The 20,315-nt window shown below is 71.6% G+C and carries 18 protein-coding genes; 14 read left to right on the plus strand and 4 right to left on the minus strand.

The window, feature by feature from the left end; all coding sequences use genetic code 11:
* Positions 1-243 precede the first annotated feature (243 nt).
* From mtrA to ABD944_RS17685, 7 genes are all read left to right on the plus strand, one after another.
* Entirely contained in the window at positions 244-921 is a 678-nt protein-coding gene (gene mtrA / locus ABD944_RS17655; RefSeq protein WP_021598338.1) for an MtrAB system response regulator MtrA, read from the plus strand.
* Positions 922-997: 76 nt separating this feature from the next.
* Positions 998-2,635, plus strand: coding sequence for an MtrAB system histidine kinase MtrB (gene mtrB / locus ABD944_RS17660; RefSeq protein ID WP_345177769.1), 1,638 nt, complete (start codon positions 998-1,000; stop codon positions 2,633-2,635).
* Entirely contained in the window at positions 2,632-4,428 is a 1,797-nt protein-coding gene (locus ABD944_RS17665; protein WP_345177771.1) for an LpqB family beta-propeller domain-containing protein, read from the plus strand. The genes mtrB and ABD944_RS17665 overlap by 4 nt, the downstream gene beginning before the upstream one ends.
* 313 nt (positions 4,429-4,741) lie before the next feature.
* Positions 4,742-5,407, plus strand: a complete 666-nt coding sequence (locus ABD944_RS17670) for a ComF family protein (protein ID WP_345177773.1) — start codon at positions 4,742-4,744, stop codon at positions 5,405-5,407.
* A gap of 653 nt (positions 5,408-6,060) precedes the next feature.
* Positions 6,061-6,738, plus strand: a complete 678-nt coding sequence (gene hpf, locus ABD944_RS17675; RefSeq protein WP_345177775.1) for a ribosome hibernation-promoting factor, HPF/YfiA family — start codon at positions 6,061-6,063, stop codon at positions 6,736-6,738.
* A 379-nt stretch (positions 6,739-7,117) separates the two neighbouring features.
* A complete protein-coding gene (locus ABD944_RS17680; protein WP_268248207.1) occupies positions 7,118-7,768 on the plus strand; it encodes a response regulator in 651 nt (216 codons plus the stop codon).
* 56 nt (positions 7,769-7,824) lie between these two features.
* Positions 7,825-9,045: a winged helix-turn-helix domain-containing protein gene (locus tag ABD944_RS17685; protein WP_345177778.1), complete on the plus strand. Its 1,221-nt coding sequence runs from the start codon at positions 7,825-7,827 to the stop codon at positions 9,043-9,045.
* Between the two features lie 601 nt (positions 9,046-9,646).
* Here the strand turns inward: ABD944_RS17685 and ABD944_RS17690 are convergent.
* Positions 9,647-9,985 (minus strand): HGxxPAAW family protein, encoded by a 339-nt coding sequence (locus ABD944_RS17690; RefSeq protein ID WP_345177780.1) that lies wholly within the window; start codon positions 9,983-9,985, stop codon positions 9,647-9,649.
* Positions 9,986-10,167: 182 nt separating this feature from the next.
* Between ABD944_RS17690 and secA the strand changes: the two genes are divergently transcribed.
* A complete protein-coding gene (gene secA / locus ABD944_RS17695) occupies positions 10,168-13,035 on the plus strand; it encodes a preprotein translocase subunit SecA (protein WP_345177781.1) in 2,868 nt (955 codons plus the stop codon).
* Between the two features lie 127 nt (positions 13,036-13,162).
* On the opposite strand, the gene ABD944_RS17700 is transcribed toward secA, so the two are convergent.
* From ABD944_RS17700 to ABD944_RS17710, 3 genes are all read right to left on the minus strand, one after another.
* Positions 13,163-13,573: an Rv3235 family protein gene (locus tag ABD944_RS17700; RefSeq protein WP_345177783.1), complete on the minus strand. Its 411-nt coding sequence runs from the start codon at positions 13,571-13,573 to the stop codon at positions 13,163-13,165.
* A 236-nt stretch (positions 13,574-13,809) separates the two neighbouring features.
* Complete coding sequence (locus ABD944_RS17705) at positions 13,810-15,177, minus strand: PTS transporter subunit EIIC (protein WP_345177785.1); 1,368 nt, start codon at positions 15,175-15,177, stop codon at positions 13,810-13,812.
* Between the two features lie 23 nt (positions 15,178-15,200).
* Entirely contained in the window at positions 15,201-15,941 is a 741-nt protein-coding gene (locus ABD944_RS17710) for a GntR family transcriptional regulator (protein WP_141581197.1), read from the minus strand.
* 454 nt (positions 15,942-16,395) lie between these two features.
* Here ABD944_RS17710 and nagA point away from each other — a divergent pair, with 454 nt between their 5' ends.
* From nagA to ABD944_RS17740, 6 genes are read left to right on the plus strand one after another with little or no spacing between them, the layout of a single operon-like run.
* Positions 16,396-17,556, plus strand: a complete 1,161-nt coding sequence (gene nagA, locus ABD944_RS17715) for an N-acetylglucosamine-6-phosphate deacetylase (RefSeq protein ID WP_345177787.1) — start codon at positions 16,396-16,398, stop codon at positions 17,554-17,556.
* The gene (locus ABD944_RS17720) at positions 17,553-18,593 is read left to right on the plus strand and encodes an SIS domain-containing protein (RefSeq protein WP_345177790.1); all 1,041 of its coding nucleotides are present in this window, start codon (positions 17,553-17,555) and stop codon (positions 18,591-18,593) included. Before nagA ends, ABD944_RS17720 begins: the two co-directional genes overlap by 4 nt.
* A gap of 30 nt (positions 18,594-18,623) precedes the next feature.
* Positions 18,624-18,857, plus strand: coding sequence for a PTS sugar transporter subunit IIB (locus ABD944_RS17725; RefSeq protein WP_345177791.1), 234 nt, complete (start codon positions 18,624-18,626; stop codon positions 18,855-18,857).
* Between the two features lie 35 nt (positions 18,858-18,892).
* Entirely contained in the window at positions 18,893-19,342 is a 450-nt protein-coding gene (locus ABD944_RS17730; protein ID WP_089315944.1) for a PTS sugar transporter subunit IIA, read from the plus strand.
* Positions 19,343-19,346: 4 nt separating this feature from the next.
* On the plus strand, positions 19,347-20,024 hold the full coding sequence (locus ABD944_RS17735) for an HAD family hydrolase (protein ID WP_345177794.1): 678 nt from the start codon (positions 19,347-19,349) through the stop codon (positions 20,022-20,024).
* A gap of 14 nt (positions 20,025-20,038) precedes the next feature.
* Entirely contained in the window at positions 20,039-20,311 is a 273-nt protein-coding gene (locus ABD944_RS17740) for an HPr family phosphocarrier protein (protein ID WP_345177796.1), read from the plus strand.
* The last annotated feature ends 4 nt before the right edge of the window (positions 20,312-20,315 follow it).

The following is a 20,315-nucleotide window of genomic DNA, read 5'->3' on the forward strand; positions in this document are numbered from 1 at the left end:
TGGCCCGATCCGGACCGTTAAGCGGCCGCCGGTCAGGTCATCCTGTCACGGGTGCGGCGCACATCTTGCGCCGGTTCCGGGACTCGCGCCTACCATGGCGGGTCGCCCGGACGATCCGGGGGACCGCCGTACGGCGCAAACGCGGGTAACCTTGCACGCCAAGGCATAACTCTCCCTGGCGAGGTGGCGCCGGAGCGTCGCGCGCCCCACTCCACCGAACCCCGACCTGTGACGATGAGGGCCATGAGAGGACGTGTACTGGTCGTCGACGACGATCTCGCGCTCGCCGAGATGCTCGGCATCGTGCTGAGGGGCGAGGGCTTCGAGCCGTCGTTCGTCCACGACGGCGACAAGGCGCTCGAGGCGTTCCGGGAGACCCGGCCCGACCTCGTGCTGCTCGACCTGATGCTGCCGGGGGCCGACGGGATCGACGTGTGCCGGCAGATCCGCGCCGAGTCCGGCGTGCCGATCGTCATGCTGACCGCCAAGAGCGACACCGTGGACGTCGTCCTCGGCCTGGAGTCCGGCGCCGACGACTACATCGTCAAGCCGTTCAAGCCCAAGGAGCTGGTGGCGCGCGTGCGCGCCCGCCTGCGCCGCACCGACGAGCCGGCGCCCGAGACCCTGCAGATCGGCGACATCACCATCGACGTCGCCGGCCACTCGGTCAAGCGCGGCGACCGGCACATCCCGCTCACGCCGCTGGAGTTCGACCTGCTGGTCGCCCTCGCCCGCAAGCCCCGCCAGGTCTTCACCCGCGAGGTGCTCCTGGAGCAGGTCTGGGGCTACCGGCACGCCGCCGACACCCGGCTGGTGAACGTGCACGTCCAGCGGCTCCGCGCCAAGATCGAGAAGGACCCGGAACGGCCCGAGATCGTCGTCACCGTGCGCGGGGTCGGCTACAAGGCCGGCCCGGCCTGACGCCGTCCCGCCGCCGTGACACGCCCATGACCGACCCGCGCCCGTCCAGACCGCCGCGCCGCCTCGCGGACCTCCCATGAACGTCGACATGAGGAGGGCGAAGCGGTTCGTCCGGCGCGGGCTGGGCGCGGTCCGCCGCGTCCTGCAGGGCGCCGCCCGCGCCGGCTACCTGCGCTGGCGCCGGTCGATCCAGGTCCGCGTCGTCACGTCCACCCTGTTCATCTCGGCGATCGTGGTGGCGATCCTGGGCGCCTTCCTCATGCAGCAGGTGTCGTCCGCGCTGATGGACGGCAAGGTCAAGGCGGCCCGTCTCCAGCTGGACGACGGCCTGGCGCAGGTCCAGCGCGACCTGGGCAACTCCACGGGGGACGGCAGCAGGCTGAACTCGACGATCGACCGGCTCAAGGCCCGCAGCGGGCCCTCCGGGCTCTACGAGGTCTACATCCGCGACACCACCGAGCAGTACTTCGACGGCTACACCACCAACGAGCTGCGCCAGGAGAGCGTCCCCAAGCGGCTCCGCGAGGAGTTGAAGAACGCGCCCGCCGGGTCCCGCGCCTACACCTACGGCAAGCTCTCCTACGTCGGCGACCGCTCGGACGAGCGCGGCCTCATCGTCGGCGGCAAGACCGGCCAGTTCGAGCTGTACTACCTGTTCCCGCTGACGCAGGAGCAGCAGACCCTCACCAACGTCAGCCGCTCCCTCGCCGGAGTGGGCATCGTCCTGGTGCTGCTTCTGGCCGCGATCGCCTCGCTGGTCACCCGGCAGGTCGTCATCCCGGTGCGGCTCGCGGCCCAGGGCGCGCAGCGGCTCGCCGCCGGACGCCTCGAAGAGCGCATGCGGGTCCGCGGCGAGGACGACCTGGCCCGGCTCGCCCGCTCCTTCAACGACATGGCCGCCAACCTCCAGGAGAAGATCGGCGAGCTGGAGGACCTGTCGCAGGTGCAGCGCCAGTTCGTCTCGGACGTCTCCCACGAGCTGCGCACGCCCCTGACCACGATCAGGATCGCGGCCGACATGCTTTACGAGAACCGCGACGGCTTCTCCGACCCGTCCGTCGGGCGGTCCGCGGAGCTGCTGCAGAGCCAGCTGGAGCGGTTCGAGTCGCTCCTGGCCGACCTGCTGGAGATCAGCCGCCACGACGCCGGCGCCGCGACGCTCGACGCCGAGTCCCTCGACATGCGCGACCTCGTGCTGCGCGTCGTCGGCGACATCCAGGGCCTCGCCGAGCGCAAGGGCAGCAAGGTCATCCTGCAGCTGCCGGGCGAGCCCTGCATGGCCGAGGTCGACCGCCGCCGCGTCGAGCGCATCCTGCGCAACCTGCTCGTCAACGCCGTCGAGCACGGCGACGGCGAGGACATCGTCGTCTCCGTGGGCGCCGACCGCGACGCCGTCGCCGTCGCCGTCCGCGACCACGGGGTCGGGTTGAAACCGGGGGAGGGGCAGATGGTCTTCGACCGCTTCTGGCGCGCCGACCCGGCCCGCGCCCGCACCACCGGCGGCACCGGGCTCGGCCTCTCGATCTCCCGGGAGGACGCGCAGCTGCACGGCGGCTGGCTCCAGGCGTGGGGAGAGCCCGGCGCGGGCTCCCAGTTCCGCCTCTCGCTGCCGCGCGTGGCCGGGGCCGAGCTGCGGGGCTCGCCGCTGCCGCTCGTCCCTCCGGGGGCCGGTGACGCCCGCCCGCTGTTCGCGGAGCTGGAGGCCGGCGAATGAGCCCCTGCGCCGGAACCCGGCGGCTCACGTGCCTGCTCGCCGTCGCCGTGCTGGTCCTCGGCGGCGCCGGCTGCGCGAACGTCCCGAGCGGCGGCCAGGTCGTCTCCGGCAAGCCCGCCGAGCGCGCCGAGCGCGTCGACGACCCCTACGTCCGGCTGATCCCGGTGAAGCCGCGCCCCGAGTGGGGCCCCGCCCAGATCGTCTCCGGCTTCCTCGCCGCGTCCGCGAGCTTCGACGACGGCCACAAGGTCGCCAAGCAGTACCTGTCCGGCCAGACGTCCTGGAACCCCGGACTGCGGCCCTTCGTGACCGTGCTGGCGAGCCGCATCACCGACCCGCACGTGATCAAGTCGTCCGGGAACCAGGCGACCGTCCGCGTCACCGGCGAGGAACTCGGCACGATCACCGCCGACGGCCAGTACACCGCCTCCCCGAAGGCGCTCGACGCCACGTTCCAGCTCACCAGGACGCCGCAGGGCGTCTGGCGCATCGCCGGCCTGCCCGGCGACGACAAGGCCGGCCTGCTGCTCACCAAGGACGACGTCGAGCGCGCCATGCGCACCGTCAACCTGTACTTCTTCGCGCCCGACCGGCGCACCCTCGTCCCGAACGGCGTCTTCCTGCCGGTCGTGAACCGGCAGACGCTGCCCACCCAGCTCGTCCAGGCCCTGCTGACCGGCCCGACCTCCTGGCTGAACGGCGCGGTCGACACCGCCTTCCCGGAGGGCACCCGCCTCCGCCGCAGCGTGCAGATCGACAAGGACGTCGCGACCGTCGACCTCACGGGCCAGGCCCGCGGCGGCGACGTCGAGCGGATGTCGGCGCAGCTCTCGTGGACGATGCGGCAGCTCTCTGAGATCAAGTCGTGGCGGCTGTCGATCGAGGGCCGGACCGTCGCACCCGACGGCACGGGCGCCACGCAGCCCGTGAACGGGTGGGAGGGCAACTCGCCCGACGGCCAGGTGCCCAGCGAGGGAGTCCAGCAGAGCGCCTACGTCGTCGGCCCCTCCGGCTTCCTCGGCACCCTGGAGAGCGACCGCGCCCAGCCAGTGGTGACCGGCGCCGCCGGCCGCCTCACCCGTCCCGCCGTCGCCCCCGACCACCAGGAGTTCGCCGGCCTGAGCGCCGACGAGAGCCAGGTCCTGGTCGCCGCCCCCGTCACCGGCCAGCCCGCGCCCCGCGTCCTGCTGACCGCGCGCCCCGGGGCCCGGTTCACCGCGCCGACCTGGAGCCACGACGGCACCCTGTGGGTCGTGGAGACGAAGAAGAACGAGTCCTCGCTCTGGGTGCGCCGGCGCGGCAGACCGCCCGTCCGCGCCGCCCACTGGGGCCTGGGCGGCCGCGAGGTCCTCGCCTTCCGCGTGGCCCGCGACGGCGTCCGCGCCGCCGTGATCGCCCGCGTGGACGGGCGCCCCCAGGTCCAGGTGGGGCGCATAGTCCAGTCCTCCGGGGGTGCCCTGGACGTCGGCTCGTTCCTGCCCGTGAGCTCCGAGCTCCAGGACGCCGTCGACCTCGCCTGGCGCGACTACGGCACCCTCGCCGTCCTGGGCCGCGCCAAGCGCGACTCGCAGACCCTCCCGTTCCTGATGCCGATCAGCGGCAGCGCCATCACGTCCCTGGGCGTCGGCTCCCTGGGCGAACCCCGCACGATCGCCGCCGCCCCCGGCGCCCCGATCCTCATCGGAACCCGCTCGTCCGGCAAGGACCAGGTCTGCCGCCAGCGCTCCCCGAGCAACTCCTACAGCCCCTGGATCTGCCCCACACCTGCCAAGGACCCCTCCTACCCAGGCTGACCCCAGGCCCCACCAAAGCGGCATCCCCACCCCGCCGACCCCTGGAAGAGACTGCCCACCCTCTCAGCCCGGCCGACCGCCTCGACCCGGGCGGTACCGCGCCACGAGGCGCGAATCGCCCGGCTGAGCGCCTGGACGAGACGGCCGAGGGCTTACCGTCTCTCACACCCAGGGCCCGGTTTGGGGGCAGGGGCGACACGCCGAAGGGAGGGGCGGTGTGTTGATCGTTTGGCGGCGTTCGTTGTCACTGAGAGTTATCCACAGTTCGGGGAGTGCGGGGTGGCGGACGGGCGGGCCCGGCATCGTCGAGGGCATGAGTGCTCTCGCTGATCTGATCGACCTGCTGCTTCCGCAACGCTGTGCCGGGTGCGGGCATCAGCCCGGGTTGCTGTGCGACGCGTGCGCGCGTCCGCTGCGGGCGGAGGCGCGTCCGGCGGGGCAGGCGCCCGCCGGGGTGCCCCCTCCGTGGACCGTGGCGGCCTATGAGGGGCCGCTCCGCACGATCCTGGCCTCCTACAAGGAGCGCGGCCGCGCGGCGCTCGCCGTCCCTCTCGGGGAGGCTCTGGCGACGGCCGTCCATGCGGCCCTGCCGTCCGGACCCGGGCCGCCGGTGGTGGTGTGGGTGCCGTCGGGGCGCAGAGCCGTGCGGCGGCGCGGCCATGACCCCCTGCGGGGGGCGGTGGACGTAGCGGTGCGGCGGCTGCGCGCGAGCGGTGTCCCCGTGACCGCGCTCGGCGCCCTGCGGCAGCGGGGGCGTGTCGCCGACCAGGCCGGGCTCTCGGCCAGGGAGCGGGCCGCCAACCTCGCGGGAGCCATCGAGGTGCGCGCCGAGGTCGCCGGGCGCCGCGTCGTCCTGGTGGACGACGTGGTCACGACGGGCGCGTCCCTGGCCGAGGCCGCGCGAGCCCTGCGGGAGGCCGGCGCCGACGTGACCGGAGCGGCCACCATCGCGGCGACGCCCCGGCACCGGCTCTGGTGACGCGGTGTAGTGGGAGTTGTCGGACCTGTGTGGTGTAGGGGGACAGTGTGAAGTTAATCGAGTCACATGTGGACATGGGGCGGCAGAGATTTCGGAAACTTACCGAGGGGCCAGTCCCGGCTGACCTGGGCGGGCGTCAGGCCCGTGAACGGCGCGCACACAAGGGTTTCGCGTCCGTGACGGGGTCCCGGAGAGGCGGGTGAAGACCCCGCTGAGGCAGTCAACGATGACGGTCAGTGAGTTTTTCCTCGCCGCACCCCCCTGACATTCGTGGCGTAAGGGGTTAGCGTTCCTGACATGGCACCCGCCCGGGTCCGTGGTTGCGTTGGATCGCAGTGCCCGTCAGGGGCATGGCAGACGATCCGGCTAGCCGATGCCAGGCGCAGGCGAAACGGCCCACGTAAGGCGACTTCTCGTCGACCGATCACGGTGCGCCTTAGAGGTAAGTCCTGCCCCGTCGTGGGATCCGACATCCCCCGTAACGGGAGAAGGGCAGTAGTGGCGAAAGCGCCGCGAGCCCCTCAGCAGGCGGATGTGGGGACGAAGACCAGGTCGGCCGGGCGGGTGCGACCCACCGTCCTGTGGTACCCGTCCGGGGCTGTCAGGGGTCCCGGAACGGGCATGAATCGCAACCGGGAGAAGGGGGGTCCCACGTGAACATCACCGTGAGGGGCCGGCACACCGACGTCAACGACAGGTTCCGTCGGCACGTCGACAGCAAACTCGCCAAGATCGAGCGGCTCGACCAGAAGGTCATCCGCGTGGACGTGGAGGTCTCAGAGGAACGCAACCCGCGCCTTGCCGACCAGCGCGAGCGAGTGGAGCTCACGATCCGCTCCCGCGGCCCGGTGATCCGGGCCGAGGCCGCCGCCGACGACCGCTACGGAGCCCTCGACCTGGCGCTGGACAAGCTGGAGTCGCGGCTCCGCCGCGACTCGGAGCGGCGCAAGGGCCACGGCGCGAAGAACCACGGCGGCAAGGGCCGCGCCAAGCTCGCCACGATGGAGACGCTCCCCGAGGCGCTCCCCGCCGTGGCGCCCGAGCCCGCCGCGCCGGCCGCACCGCCCGTGGAAGCCGAGGCGGAGGGCGAGACCGTGGCGGTCTCGCAAGAGGAGAACCTCGTCCCCATCCCCATGGACGGCGACGGCCCCCTGGTCGTCCGCGAGAAGTTCCACCAGGCCGAGCCGATGGGCATCGAGCAGGCCCTTTTCGAGATGGAACTCGTCGGCCACGACTTCTTCCTGTACCGCGACAAGTCCACGGGGCACCCCTCGGTCGTCTACCGGAGGCGAGGCTGGGACTACGGAGTCATCAGGCTCGTCGAAGAGTGATGCGGCACTCGCGTCACGTCACCGCCCGAACCATGTCATGATCTGAAAAGGCGCATCAGCCGATCCGCGACGCGGCGCGTCCCGGGAACCTCCCGGGGCGCGCGGCGGTTGACCGGGAGACACCCCGGTCCGAAATCCCCCGGGTTCGTCCCCGGACCCCGTAGGTTCCCGAGGACGACCCGTCGGAGAACGACCCTCCGGCAGTTCCATATCGCTGAATAGTGAAGGGGGGAAGCGGCGTCTCCTCCACGCCGCGACTCTGGTGAGCGAGAATCCCGAGCCTCGCGACGCCGCGGCGGTACCCCGTCAGGCAGGCGCCGGCACCGCCCCCGCCGGCCGGGAGGCGGCAGCGCCGTCCGGATCGGCAGACCCCATCCGCGTGCTCATCGTCGACGACCACGCGCTCTTCCGCCGCGGCCTGGAGATGGTCCTCCAGGGCGAGGACGACATCGAGGTCATCGGCGAGGGCGGCGACGGCCAGCAGGCCGTGGAGATGGCCGGCGACCTGCTGCCCGACGTCGTCCTCATGGACATCCGGATGCCGCGCCGCAGCGGCATCGAGGCCTGCACCGCGATCAAGGAGGCCGCGCCCAGCGCGAAGATCGTCATGCTGACCATCAGCGACGAGGAGGAGGACCTCTTCGAGGCGATCAAGGCCGGCGCCAGCGGTTACCTGCTCAAGGAGATCTCGATCGACGAGGTCCCGCAGGCCGTCCGCGCCGTGCACGGCGGCCAGTCGCTGATCAGCCCGTCGATGGCGTCCAAGCTCATCACCGAGTTCGCCTCGCTGGCCAAGCGCAGCGAGGAGCGCACCCAGCAGGTCCCCGCGCCCCGCCTCACCGAGCGCGAGATGGAGGTGCTGCGGCTCGTCGCGCGCGGCCTGGGCAACCGCGAGATCGCGCGGGAGCTGTTCATCTCCGAGAACACGGTGAAGAACCACGTGCGCAACATCCTGGAGAAGCTCCAGCTCCACTCCCGCATGGAGGCCGTCGTCTACGCCGTCCGCGAGAAACTCCTGGAGATCACCTGACCCCTGGGGCGACCGGCAACCCGGGTTTGTCGGTGTTGTGTCGTAGCATCGCCGCCGTGGTGGAACTCAGCGCGGACGAGGCACGACGGCTCCAGTTGCGCGCCCAGGGCTTCCTGGGGGCGCGTCCGAAGGGGGGCGTGCCAGCGATGCTGGAACGGCTCGGCGCCGTCCAGCTCGACACGATCTCGGTGCTGGCACGGTCCCACGAGCTGGTGCCCTACGCACGCCTCGGCCCGGTCGGGCGCGACAAGATCGAGGCCGCCTACTGGGGCGGGCAGGCCGTCAGCTCCCGCCGCTCCGCGAAGCCCGGCTCCGCCACCGGCGGGACGTTCGAGTACTGGGCGCACGCCGCCTCCATCCTGCCCATGGCCGACTGGCCGCTGTTCGCGTTCCGGCGCCGCGCGTACCTGCGCCGCGGCTGGCGCTGGCACAAGGTCCCCGAAGGCGTCTGCGAGGAGATCCGCGCCCGGCTCGGCGCGGACGGCCCCCTCACCACCAAGGAGCTCGGCGGCGCCAAGGCGAGCGCCGACTGGTGGGACTGGAGCGACCACAAGATCGGCATCGAGTGGCTGCTGGACATCGGCGAGGTCGTCTGCGTCGAGCGGGTCGGCTGGCGCCGCGTGTACGACCTCGCCGAACGGGCCGTCCCCACCGCCCTCCTCGCGCAGGACCCCGACGACGACACCTGCCTGACCGCCCTCGTCGCCCGCGCGGGACGGGCCCTCGGCGTCGCCACCCGCGGCGACCTGGCCGACTACTACCGGATCAAGCAGGACCAGGTCGACCGCGTGGTCGAGGCGGCCGGACTCGTCCCTGTCGAGGTCGCCGGATGGACCCAGCGCGCCTGGGCCGACCCCGCCGCGCTGGCCTCACCGCCCAAGGGCAGGCACGCCACCGCGCTGCTCTCGCCCTTCGACTCCCTCGTCTGGGACCGCGCCCGCGCCTCGCGCGTCTTCGGCTTCGACCACCGCCTGGAGGCGTACGTCCCGAAGGCCAAGCGCGTCCACGGCTACTTCGCGATGCCGCTCCTGGCCGGCGGGCGCCTCATCGGGCGCGTCGACCCCGCGAGAGAGGGCCGCACGCTCATCGCCCGCCAGGTGTCCATGGAACCGTGGGCGACCCGCACCGCCGCCCGAACGGAATCGTCGACGACGGCCCTCGCCACAGCCCTGTGGCGCGCCGCGTCCTGGGTCGGCTGCGACGACGTTCGCGTAGAGCGCACCACCCTGCCCCCCACCCTCCTCAAAACCGCCCTGACCGAGACAGCCCCCTCCTGAGCGGCCCCCCTGAGCCCGCTCAATCCCTGCTCAGAGCCCCTCCACGAGAACAGCGGCACACCTGCAAAGAGAAGCCGCCCAAGCACCCACAGCCATCTCCCGAGCACCCCGTGGGGCGGCTTATCACTCCTCAGTGGCGCCCCAGGAGGACGGCGGCACGCGGAGACGGGAAGCCGCCCAAACGCCCGCAGCCACCTCCTGAGTAGCCCGTGGAGCGGCTTATCGCTGCTCAAGGGCACTCCGCGAGGACAGCGGCACGCCGGAAAGGGAAGTCGTCGAGGCGTCCGCAGTCGTCGTCTGAGCCCTGCCCCTGGGGTGTCCGTCTCCGCCGGGCGGGTGGGAGTGCGGCGAAAGCGACGGAAATCCGGAGAGTCGCCTTAACCCTCAGAGCCGCCTTGCGGTCAAAGTGGCTCGGGGCCCTGCTCGGGGACGAGGGCCGGGCCGTGCGTTGGGGACCCTGGTGGCCGCCTTGACTTCGTGGTCGTCTTCCGAGCCCTGCCGCCTCTGTTTGTCACCTTCTGCTCAAGGTGGGGAGGGAAGCAGGAAGCCGCCCGCCGGGTTGTGGTCGGGGGCGGCTTTCGGGGTCTGGGGCCGGGGGAGGTCAGCCGTGGGGGGCCTGCTGGGTGTCGGTGGCCACGGGGGTGTCCAGGACCTCGCCGGACTTGCCGCCGCGCCGCTTGTCGGAGTGGGATCCGAACAGCGAATAGTCGACGATCTCGGGGATGACGCGGGGCGCGTCCACGACGACGTCGGAGAACAGGTGGACGACCCAGCTGACGAGCATGCCGAGCACGACGATGCCTGCGCCGGCCCAGAACATGACCCACAGGGGGCCCAGGCAGAGGCCGACGCCGCCTACCACGAAACCGGCGAAGATGACGGCGACGGCGATCCACGAACTCGGCCTGCCGGCGTGCGAACCGTGCGACTCTTCAGACATAGCGGCTCCCTCCTGAGGTGTGAGACATCTTCTCCGGGGCCCCGAAAGTCAAACGGGGTGCTCTGTGGATTGCGCTCCGGAGTGACCTAGACCATTCTGGGTCTCGCCTACGATGGGCATCGTACGTGTGGTGTGCGCGCCGCCTGGAGCGGTGACCCACGATCTGCAAGGAGCCTTCGAGAGTGCCGCCAGTCATCGACAAGATCCTTCGTGCGGGCGAGGGAAAAACTCTGCGCAAGCTCAAGAAGCTCGCGGATCAGGTCAACTCGATCGAGGAGGACTTCCTCGAGATGAGCGACGCCGAGTTGCGCGAGCTGACCGACAAGTACCGGGAGCGCCTCGCCGACGGCGAGTCCCTGGACGAGCTGCTGCCCGAGGCGTTCGCGACCGCACGCGAAGCCGCCAAGCGCGTGCTCGGCCAGCGCCACTACGACGTCCAGGTGATGGGCGGCGCGGCGCTGCACCTCGGCAACATCGCCGAGATGAAGACGGGTGAGGGCAAGACCCTGACCTGTGTGCTCCCCGCCTACCTGAACGCCCTGTCGGGCGAGGGCGTCCACGTGGTCACGGTGAACGACTACCTGGCCAAGCGCGACGCCGAGTGGATGGGCCGCATCCACCAGTTCCTCGGCCTCGAGGTCGGCGTCATCCTCCCGCAGATGACCCCGGACGAGCGCCGGGCGGCCTACAACGCCGACATCACCTACGGGACGAACAACGAGTTCGGGTTCGACTACCTGCGCGACAACATGGCGTGGAGCCTGGAGGAGTGCGTCCAGCGCGGCCACAACTTCGCGATCGTGGACGAGGTCGACTCGATCCTCATCGACGAGGCCCGCACCCCGCTGATCATCTCCGGTCCGGCCGAGCAGAACTCCAAGTGGTACTCGGAGTTCGCCAAGATCGTCCCGCGGCTGAAGCGCGCCGAGCTGGTCAGCACGGCCGGGCAGGTCGACGAGTACGGGCCCGGCGACTACGAGGTGAACGAGAAGAAGCGGACGGTCGGCGTCACCGAGGCCGGCGTGGAGAAGGTCGAGGACTGGCTCGGCATCGACAACCTCTACGACTCGGTCAACACGCCGCTGGTGAGCTTCCTCAACAACGCCCTGAAGGCCAAGGAGCTCTACAAGCGCGACAAGGACTACGTCGTCATGAACGGCGAGGTCCTGATCGTGGACGAGTTCACCGGCCGCATCCTCCACGGCCGCCGCTACAACGAGGGCATGCACCAGGCCATCGAGGCCAAGGAGGGCGTGGCGATCAAGGACGAGAACCAGACGCTCGCCACGATCACCCTGCAGAACTACTTCCGCCTCTACAACAAGCTGTCCGGCATGACCGGCACCGCCGACACCGAGGCGGCGGAGTTCAACAAGACCTACAAGATCGGCGTGGTGCCGATCCCGACGAACAAGCCGATGATCCGCCAGGACGTCGCGGACGTCGTCTACAAGACCGAGCAGGCCAAGTTCGAGGCCGTGGTCGACGACATCGCCGAGCGGCACGAGAAGGGCCAGCCGGTCCTGGTCGGCACGACGTCGGTGGAGAAGTCCGAGCGGCTGAGCAAGATGCTCAAGCGGCGCGGCATCCCGCACGCGGTGCTGAACGCCAAGCACCACGAGCAGGAGTCGGCGATCGTCGCGGAGGCGGGCCGCAAGGGCGGCGTCACCGTCGCGACGAACATGGCGGGCCGCGGCACCGACATCATGCTCGGCGGCAACCCCGACTTCCGCGCCGACCTGGCGCTGCACCAGCGCGGGCTGTCGCCGCTGGAGACGCCCGAGGAGTACGAGGCCGCCTGGCCCGAGGCGCTGGAGAAGGCCAAGGAGGACGTCAAGGGCGAGCACGAGGAGGTCGTCGACGTCGGCGGCCTGTACGTCCTGGCGACCGAGCGGCACGAGTCGCGGCGCATCGACAACCAGCTGCGCGGGCGCTCCGGCCGGCAGGGAGACCCGGGCGAGTCCCGGTTCTACCTCTCGCTGGAGGACGACCTGATGCGGCTGTTCAACTCGGCCCGCGTCGAGTCGATCATGACCCGGCTGAACATCCCGGACGACGTGCCGATCGAGTCCAAGATCGTCTCCAACGCGATCAAGTCGGCGCAGAGCCAGGTCGAGCAGCAGAACTTCGAGATGCGCAAGAACGTCTTGAAGTACGACGAGGTGCTGAACCGGCAGCGCAAGGTCATCTACGCCGAGCGCCGCAAGGTGCTGGAGGGCGAGGACCTGCACGACCAGGTCCGCCGGATGATCGACGAGGTCGTCGCCGGCTACGTCGCGGGCGCCACCGGCGAGGGCTTCGCCGAGGAGTGGGACCTCGACAAGCTGTGGAAGGCGTTCAAGCAGCTCTACCCGATCTCGCTGACGGTGGACGAGCTGGTCGAGGACATCGGCGGCGACATCTCCGGCCTGGACGCCGAGACCCTCGCCGAGAAGATCCGCGAGGACGCCCTGGCGGCCTACGACAAGCGCGAGGAGGAGCTCGGCGCGGAGGTCATGCGCGAGCTGGAGCGCCGCGTCGTGCTGTCGGTGCTGGACCGCAAGTGGCGCGAGCACCTCTACGAGATGGACTACCTCCAGGAGGGCATCGGCCTGCGGGCCATGGCGCAGCGCGACCCGCTGGTGGAGTACCAGCGCGAGGGCTACGACATGTTCAACGCGATGCTCGACGGCATCAAGGAGGAGTCGGTCGGCTACCTCTTCAACCTCGAGGTCGAGGTTGAGGAGCAGCCGGAGACCCCGGTCGTGGGCGCCGAGCCGGTGGCGGTCGCCGAGTCCGCCCCCGCGGTGGACATGGAGAAGGCCGAGGAGGCCGACGTCGAGGAGGCCGAGGAGGCCGTCTCGATCAAGGCGAAGGGCCTCGACCAGCCCAAGCGCCCGAAGAAGCTGGAGTACTCGGCCCCGACCGTCGATGGCGAGGGCGGCGTCGAGCACCATAGCGAGGAGACCGCGGACGAGTACGCGGGCGTCAACCGCAACGACCCGTGCCCCTGCGGTTCCGGCAAGAAGTTCAAGCGCTGCCACGGCGACCCGCGCAGCAAGGCCAAGTAGGGCGCCGGCGAGCACGAGCAGGACGCGCGGAAGCGGCCTCCCGAAGCCTCGGGAGGCCGCTTCCGCATGTCAGGGCCGCTTCGCGCGTTTCAGGGCCCTCCACGCGTCCCAGGCCGCGTCACGGCCGTCAGGGCGCGGTCGTCTCCAGCGCCGTGCAGCGCCACCGGCCCCGCGCGTGCTCCAGCCGCAGCGCCAGCGCGTGGACGCGTCCCGCCACGACGACCAGGGCGACCGCCTCGGCGACGTCGGGCGCCGGCCGCTGCGAGCGCGTCGACAGGACCTTCGGCGGGACGATCCGCCCGCGGCGCGTCCCCGGGCCGAGCTGGGCGGCGATCTCCCGGCAGACCGCCGGGACGGCCACGAGCGACAGCTGGTGCGGCGGCCGCGTCCCCGCCAGGACCTCCACGGCGAGCCGCACGGCCGCCTCCGCGACGGCCTGGACCTCCGCGTCCTCCCCGGCCGCCGGACGGACCAGCCGCAGCCCCGGGCCCCGCGGCGCGGGCCCCGCCGCGGGGCGCAGCGCCAACGCTCCGTGCACGGCGGGGGACGGGCGATATCTGACGAACCGAACCGCCCCGCTTCTGACCGGACGCACCATGAAACCTCCTGAATCGCTTTTTGAAACAGGAGTCACGAAGCTTGTGGAAAATACGTCCTGACCGCTTACGGCCGCTCCCGTAACGGGAATGGGAAAGGCGGCGGGACGCGAAGCGCGTCCCGCCGCCTTCGGGAGCGAGTCCCGGGGTGCGGGGGCCCGGGACTCGGGGGGAGGGCTCAGCCCGCCGCGGAGTCCTGCGGCTCGGCGGTGCCCTTGCGGTTCCTCTTCTTCTTCCCGCCCGCGAGCTCGGGGTCGGCGCCCGCGTCGACGGCCGTCGACTCCTCGTCCTCGGGTTCGCGGCCCGGGGTCGCGAAGTTGAACTTCGTGATCAGGAACTTGAAGATGAAGTAGTACAGGAAGAAGTACAGGACGCCCATGCCGAGGATGAGCCACAGGCCCTTGGTGTTGTCCTTCGAGGCGTTCAGCAGCAGGTCGATGCCGCCCGCGGAGAAGCCGAAGCCGAGCTGGGCTCCGGCCGCCTCCAGGACCGCCATCGAGATGCCGGTGAGGACGACGTGCACCCCGTACAGGACGGGCGCGACGAACATGAACGCGAACTCGATCGGCTCGGTGACGCCGGTGACGAACGCGGTGAGCGCGGCGGAGATCATGATGCCGCCGACCGCGGGGCGGCGGTGCGGGGGAGCGGCGCGCCAGATGGCGAGGGCCGCGCCGGGCAGGCCGAACATCAGGACGGGGAAGAACCCGGCGAGGAAGCCGCCCGCGTGCGGGTCGCCGGCCAGGTACCGGTTGATCTCGCCGTGCACGGTGCCGTCCGGGCCGTTGTAGGAGCCGAACACGAACCAGATCAGCGAGTTCGGGATGTGGTGCAGGCCGAACGGCAGCAGCAGGCGGTTGATGACGCCGTAGATGCCGGCGCCGGCGGCGCCCGCGCCGGTGATCCAGTTGCCGAAGTCGGTCAGCCAGCTGCCGAACACCGGCCAGATGAAGCCGACCAGGACGCCGAGCACCAGGGCGGCGACCGCCGTGATGATCGGGACGAACCGGCGGCCGCCGAAGAACGCCAGGTAGGTGGGCAGCTTCACCCGGTAGAAGCGCTGGTAGAGCAGCGCGGCGACGACGCCGATGAGGATGCCGCCGAGCACGTCGGTGGGGTTCTTGGCCCCGAAGTCGATGACCTCCTTGGGCGCCCCGTCCACCACCTTGGTGATCAGCACGTTGCCCTTGAGCTCGTCGCTGTGCGAGAACATGATCTTGGATACCTGGTCGAACACCAGGTATCCGACCACGGCGGCGAGCGCGGTGGACCCGTCGGACTTGCGGGCGAACCCGATCGCCACGCCGACCGCGAACAGCAGCGGCAGGTAGCTGAACAGGGCCTGGCCCGCGCCGCCGACGACCTCGGCGACGCGGTCCCAGCCGAGGCCGTCCGCGCCGAGCATGTCGGGCTGGCCGAACCGGAGCAGCAGCGCGGCGGCGGGCAGCACGGCGATCGGCAGCATCAGGCTGCGGCCGATGCGCTGCAGCACCGCGAGGGCGCTCGACCCTCGGCGCGGCGCGGAGTCCACTGTTGTCGCAGTCATCGCGAGGTTCCTCCTCAGGGGTTTCAGGAGTGCGGCGGGGGATTTCCGAGCGCCGTGTGGATCTGGTAGCGGTCCGCCCTGTAGGTCGACACGCCCAGCTCGGCGCACACTCCTCCGGTGTAGGAGCGCCGTTGCAGGAGCAGCACGGCACTGCCCCGGGCGATCTGCAGGTGCCTGGCGTCGGCGGCGTCGGCCAGGCTGGCGTCGATGGTCTGGTCGCCCGCGTCGAAGACGAGCCCGTAGACCGCTTCGAGGACGCCGTAGAGGGAGCGGTCCGCGAGCCTGCGATCGAGCAGGTCGGGCGCGAGCGAGGCCAGGATATGCGCGCGTTCGAGTGCCATGGGTTCCCCGTCGGCGGTGCGCAGCCGCTCGATGACGTGGATCTGCGTGCCCGGCTCGACGTCGAAGATCCTGGCGAGCCGCGCGTCGGCCGGGACCGTGCGCCGGTCCAGGTCGACGGCCCCGGGCCGCAGCCCCCGGGCCAGCATGTCCTCGGTGAACGAGACGAGCCGCAGCGGCATCTCGATCTTGGGCCGGGCGACGAAGGTGCCCTTGCCGGGGACGCGGTAGAGCCGCCCCTCGGACACCAGCTGGTCGACGCCCTGCCGGACGGTCATGCGGGACAGCCGGTACCGGACGCACAGCTCGCGCTCCGAGGGGATCGGGGCGTCGACGGGCAGTTCCGCGCTCTCGATGAGGTCGAGCAGGATCGCGCGGAGCTGGAAGTACTTCGGTACCGGACTGTGCGGGTCGATGGTCGTCACGGGGGTTTCCTCGATGGCCGGTGGCCGGATCGATGGGATTCGCCGGGTTTCGACGGATGGGTGGGCTGGTCGGTCGTTCGACGGTATTCGATTTGGTTCGTACTGGTCTAGGCCGGACTAGACCACAGCTCCGAAAGACATGTCAATGCACGAATCCGTAACGGCTCGATCACGCGCCGGCGACGTCAAGATCGACAAAACCGCAGGTCAGGTACCCCGTGCCGGACGCTGCCTCCGGTTCCGCCCCCGGTTTCCTGACCATTTCCGGCTCCCTTCCCCGTGTTCCGGCTGCCGGAACTCCCGCGGCGCTCCCGCGTCGGACGAAGTTTCGCCCCGCGTCTTCATCTCCCTCCGATTCGTGGAGTATGGTGCGTACTGGTCTAGTCCGGACTAGACCAGTTGCTATCCGGAGGAACCCCACCCGCGATCATCGCGTCACAGAGAGCGCGCCCCCATGGCATCACTGCTGATCACGGCCGAACAGATGGTCCTCACCCCGGCGGCCGGCCCGCACCGCGTCGTCTCCCCGGGCTACGTCCGCGTCGCGGACGGGGTGATCGTCGAGGCCGGGGAAGGGCGTCCGGAGGGCGCGCCCGACGTCCACCTCCCCGACGGCCTCCTCGCGCCCGGCCTCGTCGACCTCCAGGTGAACGGGTACTTCGGGCACGACATGGTGGACGCCGACGCCGCCGCCTGGCACACCGTCGTCTCCCGCCTGCCCGAGACCGGCGTGACCGCGTTCCTCCCCACCTTCATCACGGCCCCGGTGCGCGCGCAGGCCGAGGCGCTCCTCCGCACCCGCGACCTGCTGCCGGACCTGCCGCCCGGGGCCCGCGTCCTCGGCGTCCACCTCGAAGGCCCGTTCCTGTCGGAGAAGCGCAAGGGCGCGCACAACGCCGCGCATCTCACCGACCCCGCGCCCGCCGACATCGCGACGCTGCTGGAGACGGGCCTGGTCAAGCTGGTCACCCTCGCTCCCGAGCGGGACGGCGCCCTGGAGGCGATCCGCACCCTGACCGCGGCGGGCGTGCTGGTCAGCGTCGGGCACAGCGACGCCACCGCCGCGCAGGTCGCCGCCGCGGCCGACGCCGGCGCACGCAAGGTCACCCACATCTTCAACGCGCAGACCGGCGTCCACCACCGCGACCCGGGCGTGGCCGTGCAGGCCCTCATCGACGAGCGGCTGAGCCCCGGTCTCATCCTCGACCTGCACCACGTCGGCCCCGAGGTGGCGACGCTGGTGCTGCGGGCCGCGGCGGGACGGGTCGTGCTCGTCACCGACGCGGCCTCGGCCGCCGGGATGCCGCCCGGCACCTACGACCTCGGCGGCGAGCCCATCACCATGCCCGAGCAGGGCCCGCCGCTGCGCGCCGACGGCACCATCGCCGGATCCGGCCTCCGGCTGGACGAGGCGGTCGGCAACGCGATCGCGCTCGGCGTCGACCCGGCCGACGCGGTCGACGCCGCGACCCGGGTCCCGGCCGGCCTCGCCGGCCGGCCGGACCTCGGCCGGATCGCCCCCGGCGCCGCGGCCGACCTGGTCTGGCTGGGGCCGGACCACCGGGCGCTTGCGACCTGGATCAACGGGCAGGAAGTCTTCGGAGGGGGATCATGACCAGTCAGATGCGCGCCGAGATCGGTGAGCAGCCGGACGCGCTGCGCCGGACGATCGACGCGCTCCTCCCGCGCGTCGCCGACGTCGGGGCGCTGGCGCGGGAGACACGGCAGGTGCTGTTCATCGCGCGCGGGTCGTCCGACAATGCCGCGGTGTACGGGCGCTACCTGGTGGAGGCGCACGCCGGGCGGCTGGCCACGCTCGCCGCGCCGTCCATCGCGACCGCCTACCGCCGCCGGCTGGACCTGTCCGGCGTGCTGGCCGTGGCGATCAGCCAGTCCGGCAAGACCGAGGAGATCGTCGAGACGCTCGACTGGGCGCGCGACTGCGGCGCCCGGACGGTCGCGGTCACCAACGGCGCCGGGTCGCCGCTCGCCGAGGCCGCCGAGGTCGCCCTGGTCACGCAGGCGGGCGCCGAGATCGCCGTGCCGGCGACCAAGACCTACACGACGCAGCTCGCCGCGCTGTCGGTGCTCGGCCTCGGGCTCGGCGCCCAGGTCGCCGAGGACGACCTGCGCCGCGTCCCCGACGAGGTCGCCCGGATGATCGCGCTGACCGAGGCCTCGCCCGCGCTGCCGGAGATCGTCGAGGAGCTGGCGAAGGTCCCGGGTACGGTGGTCTCCGGACGTGGAATCGCGTTCGGGACCGCGCTGGAGCTGGCGCTGAAGATCAAGGAGGCGTGCTACCTGCACGCCATGGGGCTTTCCTACGCCGACCTGCTGCACGGCCCGATCGCGGTCGTCGACGCGCAGACCCCGGCGCTGCTGGTCGCCGCCGACTCCGGGCCGACGCTGCCGGGCACCGTCGCCCTGGCCCACCGGGTGCGCGGTGCGGGGGCCCGCGCGTTCGGCGTGGGCGGCGGAGCGGAGCTGGCGGAGGCGTGCTCGGCCGCGCTGCCCGGTCCCGGCCTCCCCGAGTGGGTGGCGCCGCTGGGCCTCATCGTCCCCGGCCAGATCATGGTCGAGAACCTCGCCCGCCGGCTCGGGATCGACCCCGACGTCCCGCGCGGCCTCAACAAGGTCACCCAGACCGACTGAGCACCCGGATCCCGAGAAGAGAGAACGAGCATGGACAAGGCCGAGGCCATCATCGCCGCCCTGGGCGGGGCCGACAACATCGTGGAGATCGAGCCGTGCGCGACCCGGCTGCGCACCGAGGTCTCCGACGCCGGAAAGGTCGACGAGCCGGCCCTCAAGAAGGCGGGCGCGTTCGGCGTCATGCGCAGCGGCTCCGTCGTCCAGGTCGTCGTGGGGCCCGAGGCCGACACCATCGCCAGCGACATCGAGGACCTCCTCGACTGACCAGACCTCCTCGACCGACCAAGGGAACCCCTCTGATGACCCGAGTACTGTCCCCGGTCGCCGGCCGGGTCGTCGGCCTCGCCGGCGTCCCGGACCCGGTGTTCGCCCAGGCCATGGTCGGCCCGGGCACGGCCGTCGACCCCGAGCGCGGTCCCGGCCACGCCATCGCGCCCGTCACCGGGAAGATCGTCAAGCTGCACCCGCACGCCTACGTCGTGGTGGACGCCGAGGGCCACGGGGTCCTGGTGCACCTCGGCATCGACACCGTCAAGCTGAAGGGGCAGGGGTTCGAGCTCCTGGCCGCCGAGGGCGACGAGGTGACCGCCGGGCAGCCGCTCGTCGGCTGGGACCCTGCGGTGATCGAGGCGGGCGGCCGCTCGCCCATCTGCGCGGTCGTCGCGCTGGACGCGGGCGCCGACGCCCTGTCGGACGTGCGCGAGTCGGGCGAGGTGGCGAAGGGGACCGAGCTGTTCACATGGAGCTGAGCACATGGCGGTGATCGGTCTCGGCGCGGCGGTCTTCGATCTCGACGGCACCCTCATCGACACCGAGCCGCGCAACCGCGTGATGTGGTCGCGCCTGTTCGACGCCCACCGCGTCCCCTGGGACGAGGCGCTGATCGGCTCGTTCGCGGGGCGGCGGGGGACCGAGGCGCTGGCGGACCACGTGCACCTGTTCCCCGGCCGGACGGTCGAGGAGCTGTTCGAGCAGGCGGTCTCCTACGAGTCGCTGCCGGGGATGCCGGACGTGGCGCCCGTTCCCGGCGCGGTCGACCTCGTCCGGTCGCTGGCGGACGCGGGCGTGCCGCTGGCGGTGGTGACGTCGGGGCAGCGGCCCTACGCCGAGCGCCTGCTGGACCTGCTGGGCATCCGCGGCCTGCTCGACCTCGTGGTGACCGCCGGTGACGTCGTCACCGGCAAGCCGCACCCGGAGGGATACCTGGCCGCCGCGCGCGACCTGGACGTCCCGCCGCAGGAGGCGGTCGGGTTCGAGGACGCCCCGGCAGGGGTCGCGGCCGTCAAGGCCGCGGGAATGACATGCGTCGGCGTTGTCACCACGCAGTCGGTGGGCGCGCTGGCCAGGGCCGACCATCTGGTGGCCGATTTCATCGAAGTGGACGTCGTGCCGGGCCCCGCGCTGCGGGTGCACCGGACGGTAACGAGCTGATTGGGAGTAATGCGGTGACCGAGCGCAACGTCAAGATCGAGTCCAGGGTGGGGCTGCACGCACGGCCGGCCGCGCTGTTCGTCCAGACCGCGGCCAAGGCCCCGATGGACGTGACGGTGTCCAAGCGCGGCGGCTCCCCGGTGAACGCCAAGAGCATCCTCGCCGTGCTCGGGCTGGACGCGCGGCACGGCGAGGAGATCGTGCTGTCCGCCGAGGGCGACGGGGCCGACGAGCTGCTCGACAGCCTGGAGAAGCTGCTGTCCACCCCGGAGCCCGAGGGGGCCTGAGGTG

It is taken from the genome of Actinomadura verrucosospora (assembly GCF_039540335.1).
Lineage (GTDB): Bacteria > Actinomycetota > Actinomycetes > Streptosporangiales > Streptosporangiaceae > Spirillospora > Spirillospora verrucosospora.

Bases quoted from the DNA above. Each gene is read 5' to 3' on its own strand.
- mtrA (WP_021598338.1), top strand. From the start codon at position 244: ATGAGAGGACGTGTACTGGTCGTCGACGACGATCTCGCGCTCGCCGAG.
- mtrB (WP_345177769.1), top strand. From the start codon at position 998: ATGAACGTCGACATGAGGAGGGCGAAGCGGTTCGTCCGGCGCGGGCTG.
- ABD944_RS17665 (WP_345177771.1), top strand. From the start codon at position 2,632: ATGAGCCCCTGCGCCGGAACCCGGCGGCTCACGTGCCTGCTCGCCGTC.
- ABD944_RS17670 (WP_345177773.1), top strand. From the start codon at position 4,742: ATGAGTGCTCTCGCTGATCTGATCGACCTGCTGCTTCCGCAACGCTGT.
- ABD944_RS17690 (WP_345177780.1), bottom strand. From the start codon at position 9,985: ATGTCTGAAGAGTCGCACGGTTCGCACGCCGGCAGGCCGAGTTCGTGG.
- ABD944_RS17705 (WP_345177785.1), bottom strand. From the start codon at position 15,177: ATGACTGCGACAACAGTGGACTCCGCGCCGCGCCGAGGGTCGAGCGCC.
- nagA (WP_345177787.1), top strand. From the start codon at position 16,396: ATGGCATCACTGCTGATCACGGCCGAACAGATGGTCCTCACCCCGGCG.
- ABD944_RS17720 (WP_345177790.1), top strand. From the start codon at position 17,553: ATGACCAGTCAGATGCGCGCCGAGATCGGTGAGCAGCCGGACGCGCTG.
- ABD944_RS17725 (WP_345177791.1), top strand. From the start codon at position 18,624: ATGGACAAGGCCGAGGCCATCATCGCCGCCCTGGGCGGGGCCGACAAC.
- ABD944_RS17730 (WP_089315944.1), top strand. From the start codon at position 18,893: ATGACCCGAGTACTGTCCCCGGTCGCCGGCCGGGTCGTCGGCCTCGCC.
- ABD944_RS17735 (WP_345177794.1), top strand. From the start codon at position 19,347: ATGGCGGTGATCGGTCTCGGCGCGGCGGTCTTCGATCTCGACGGCACC.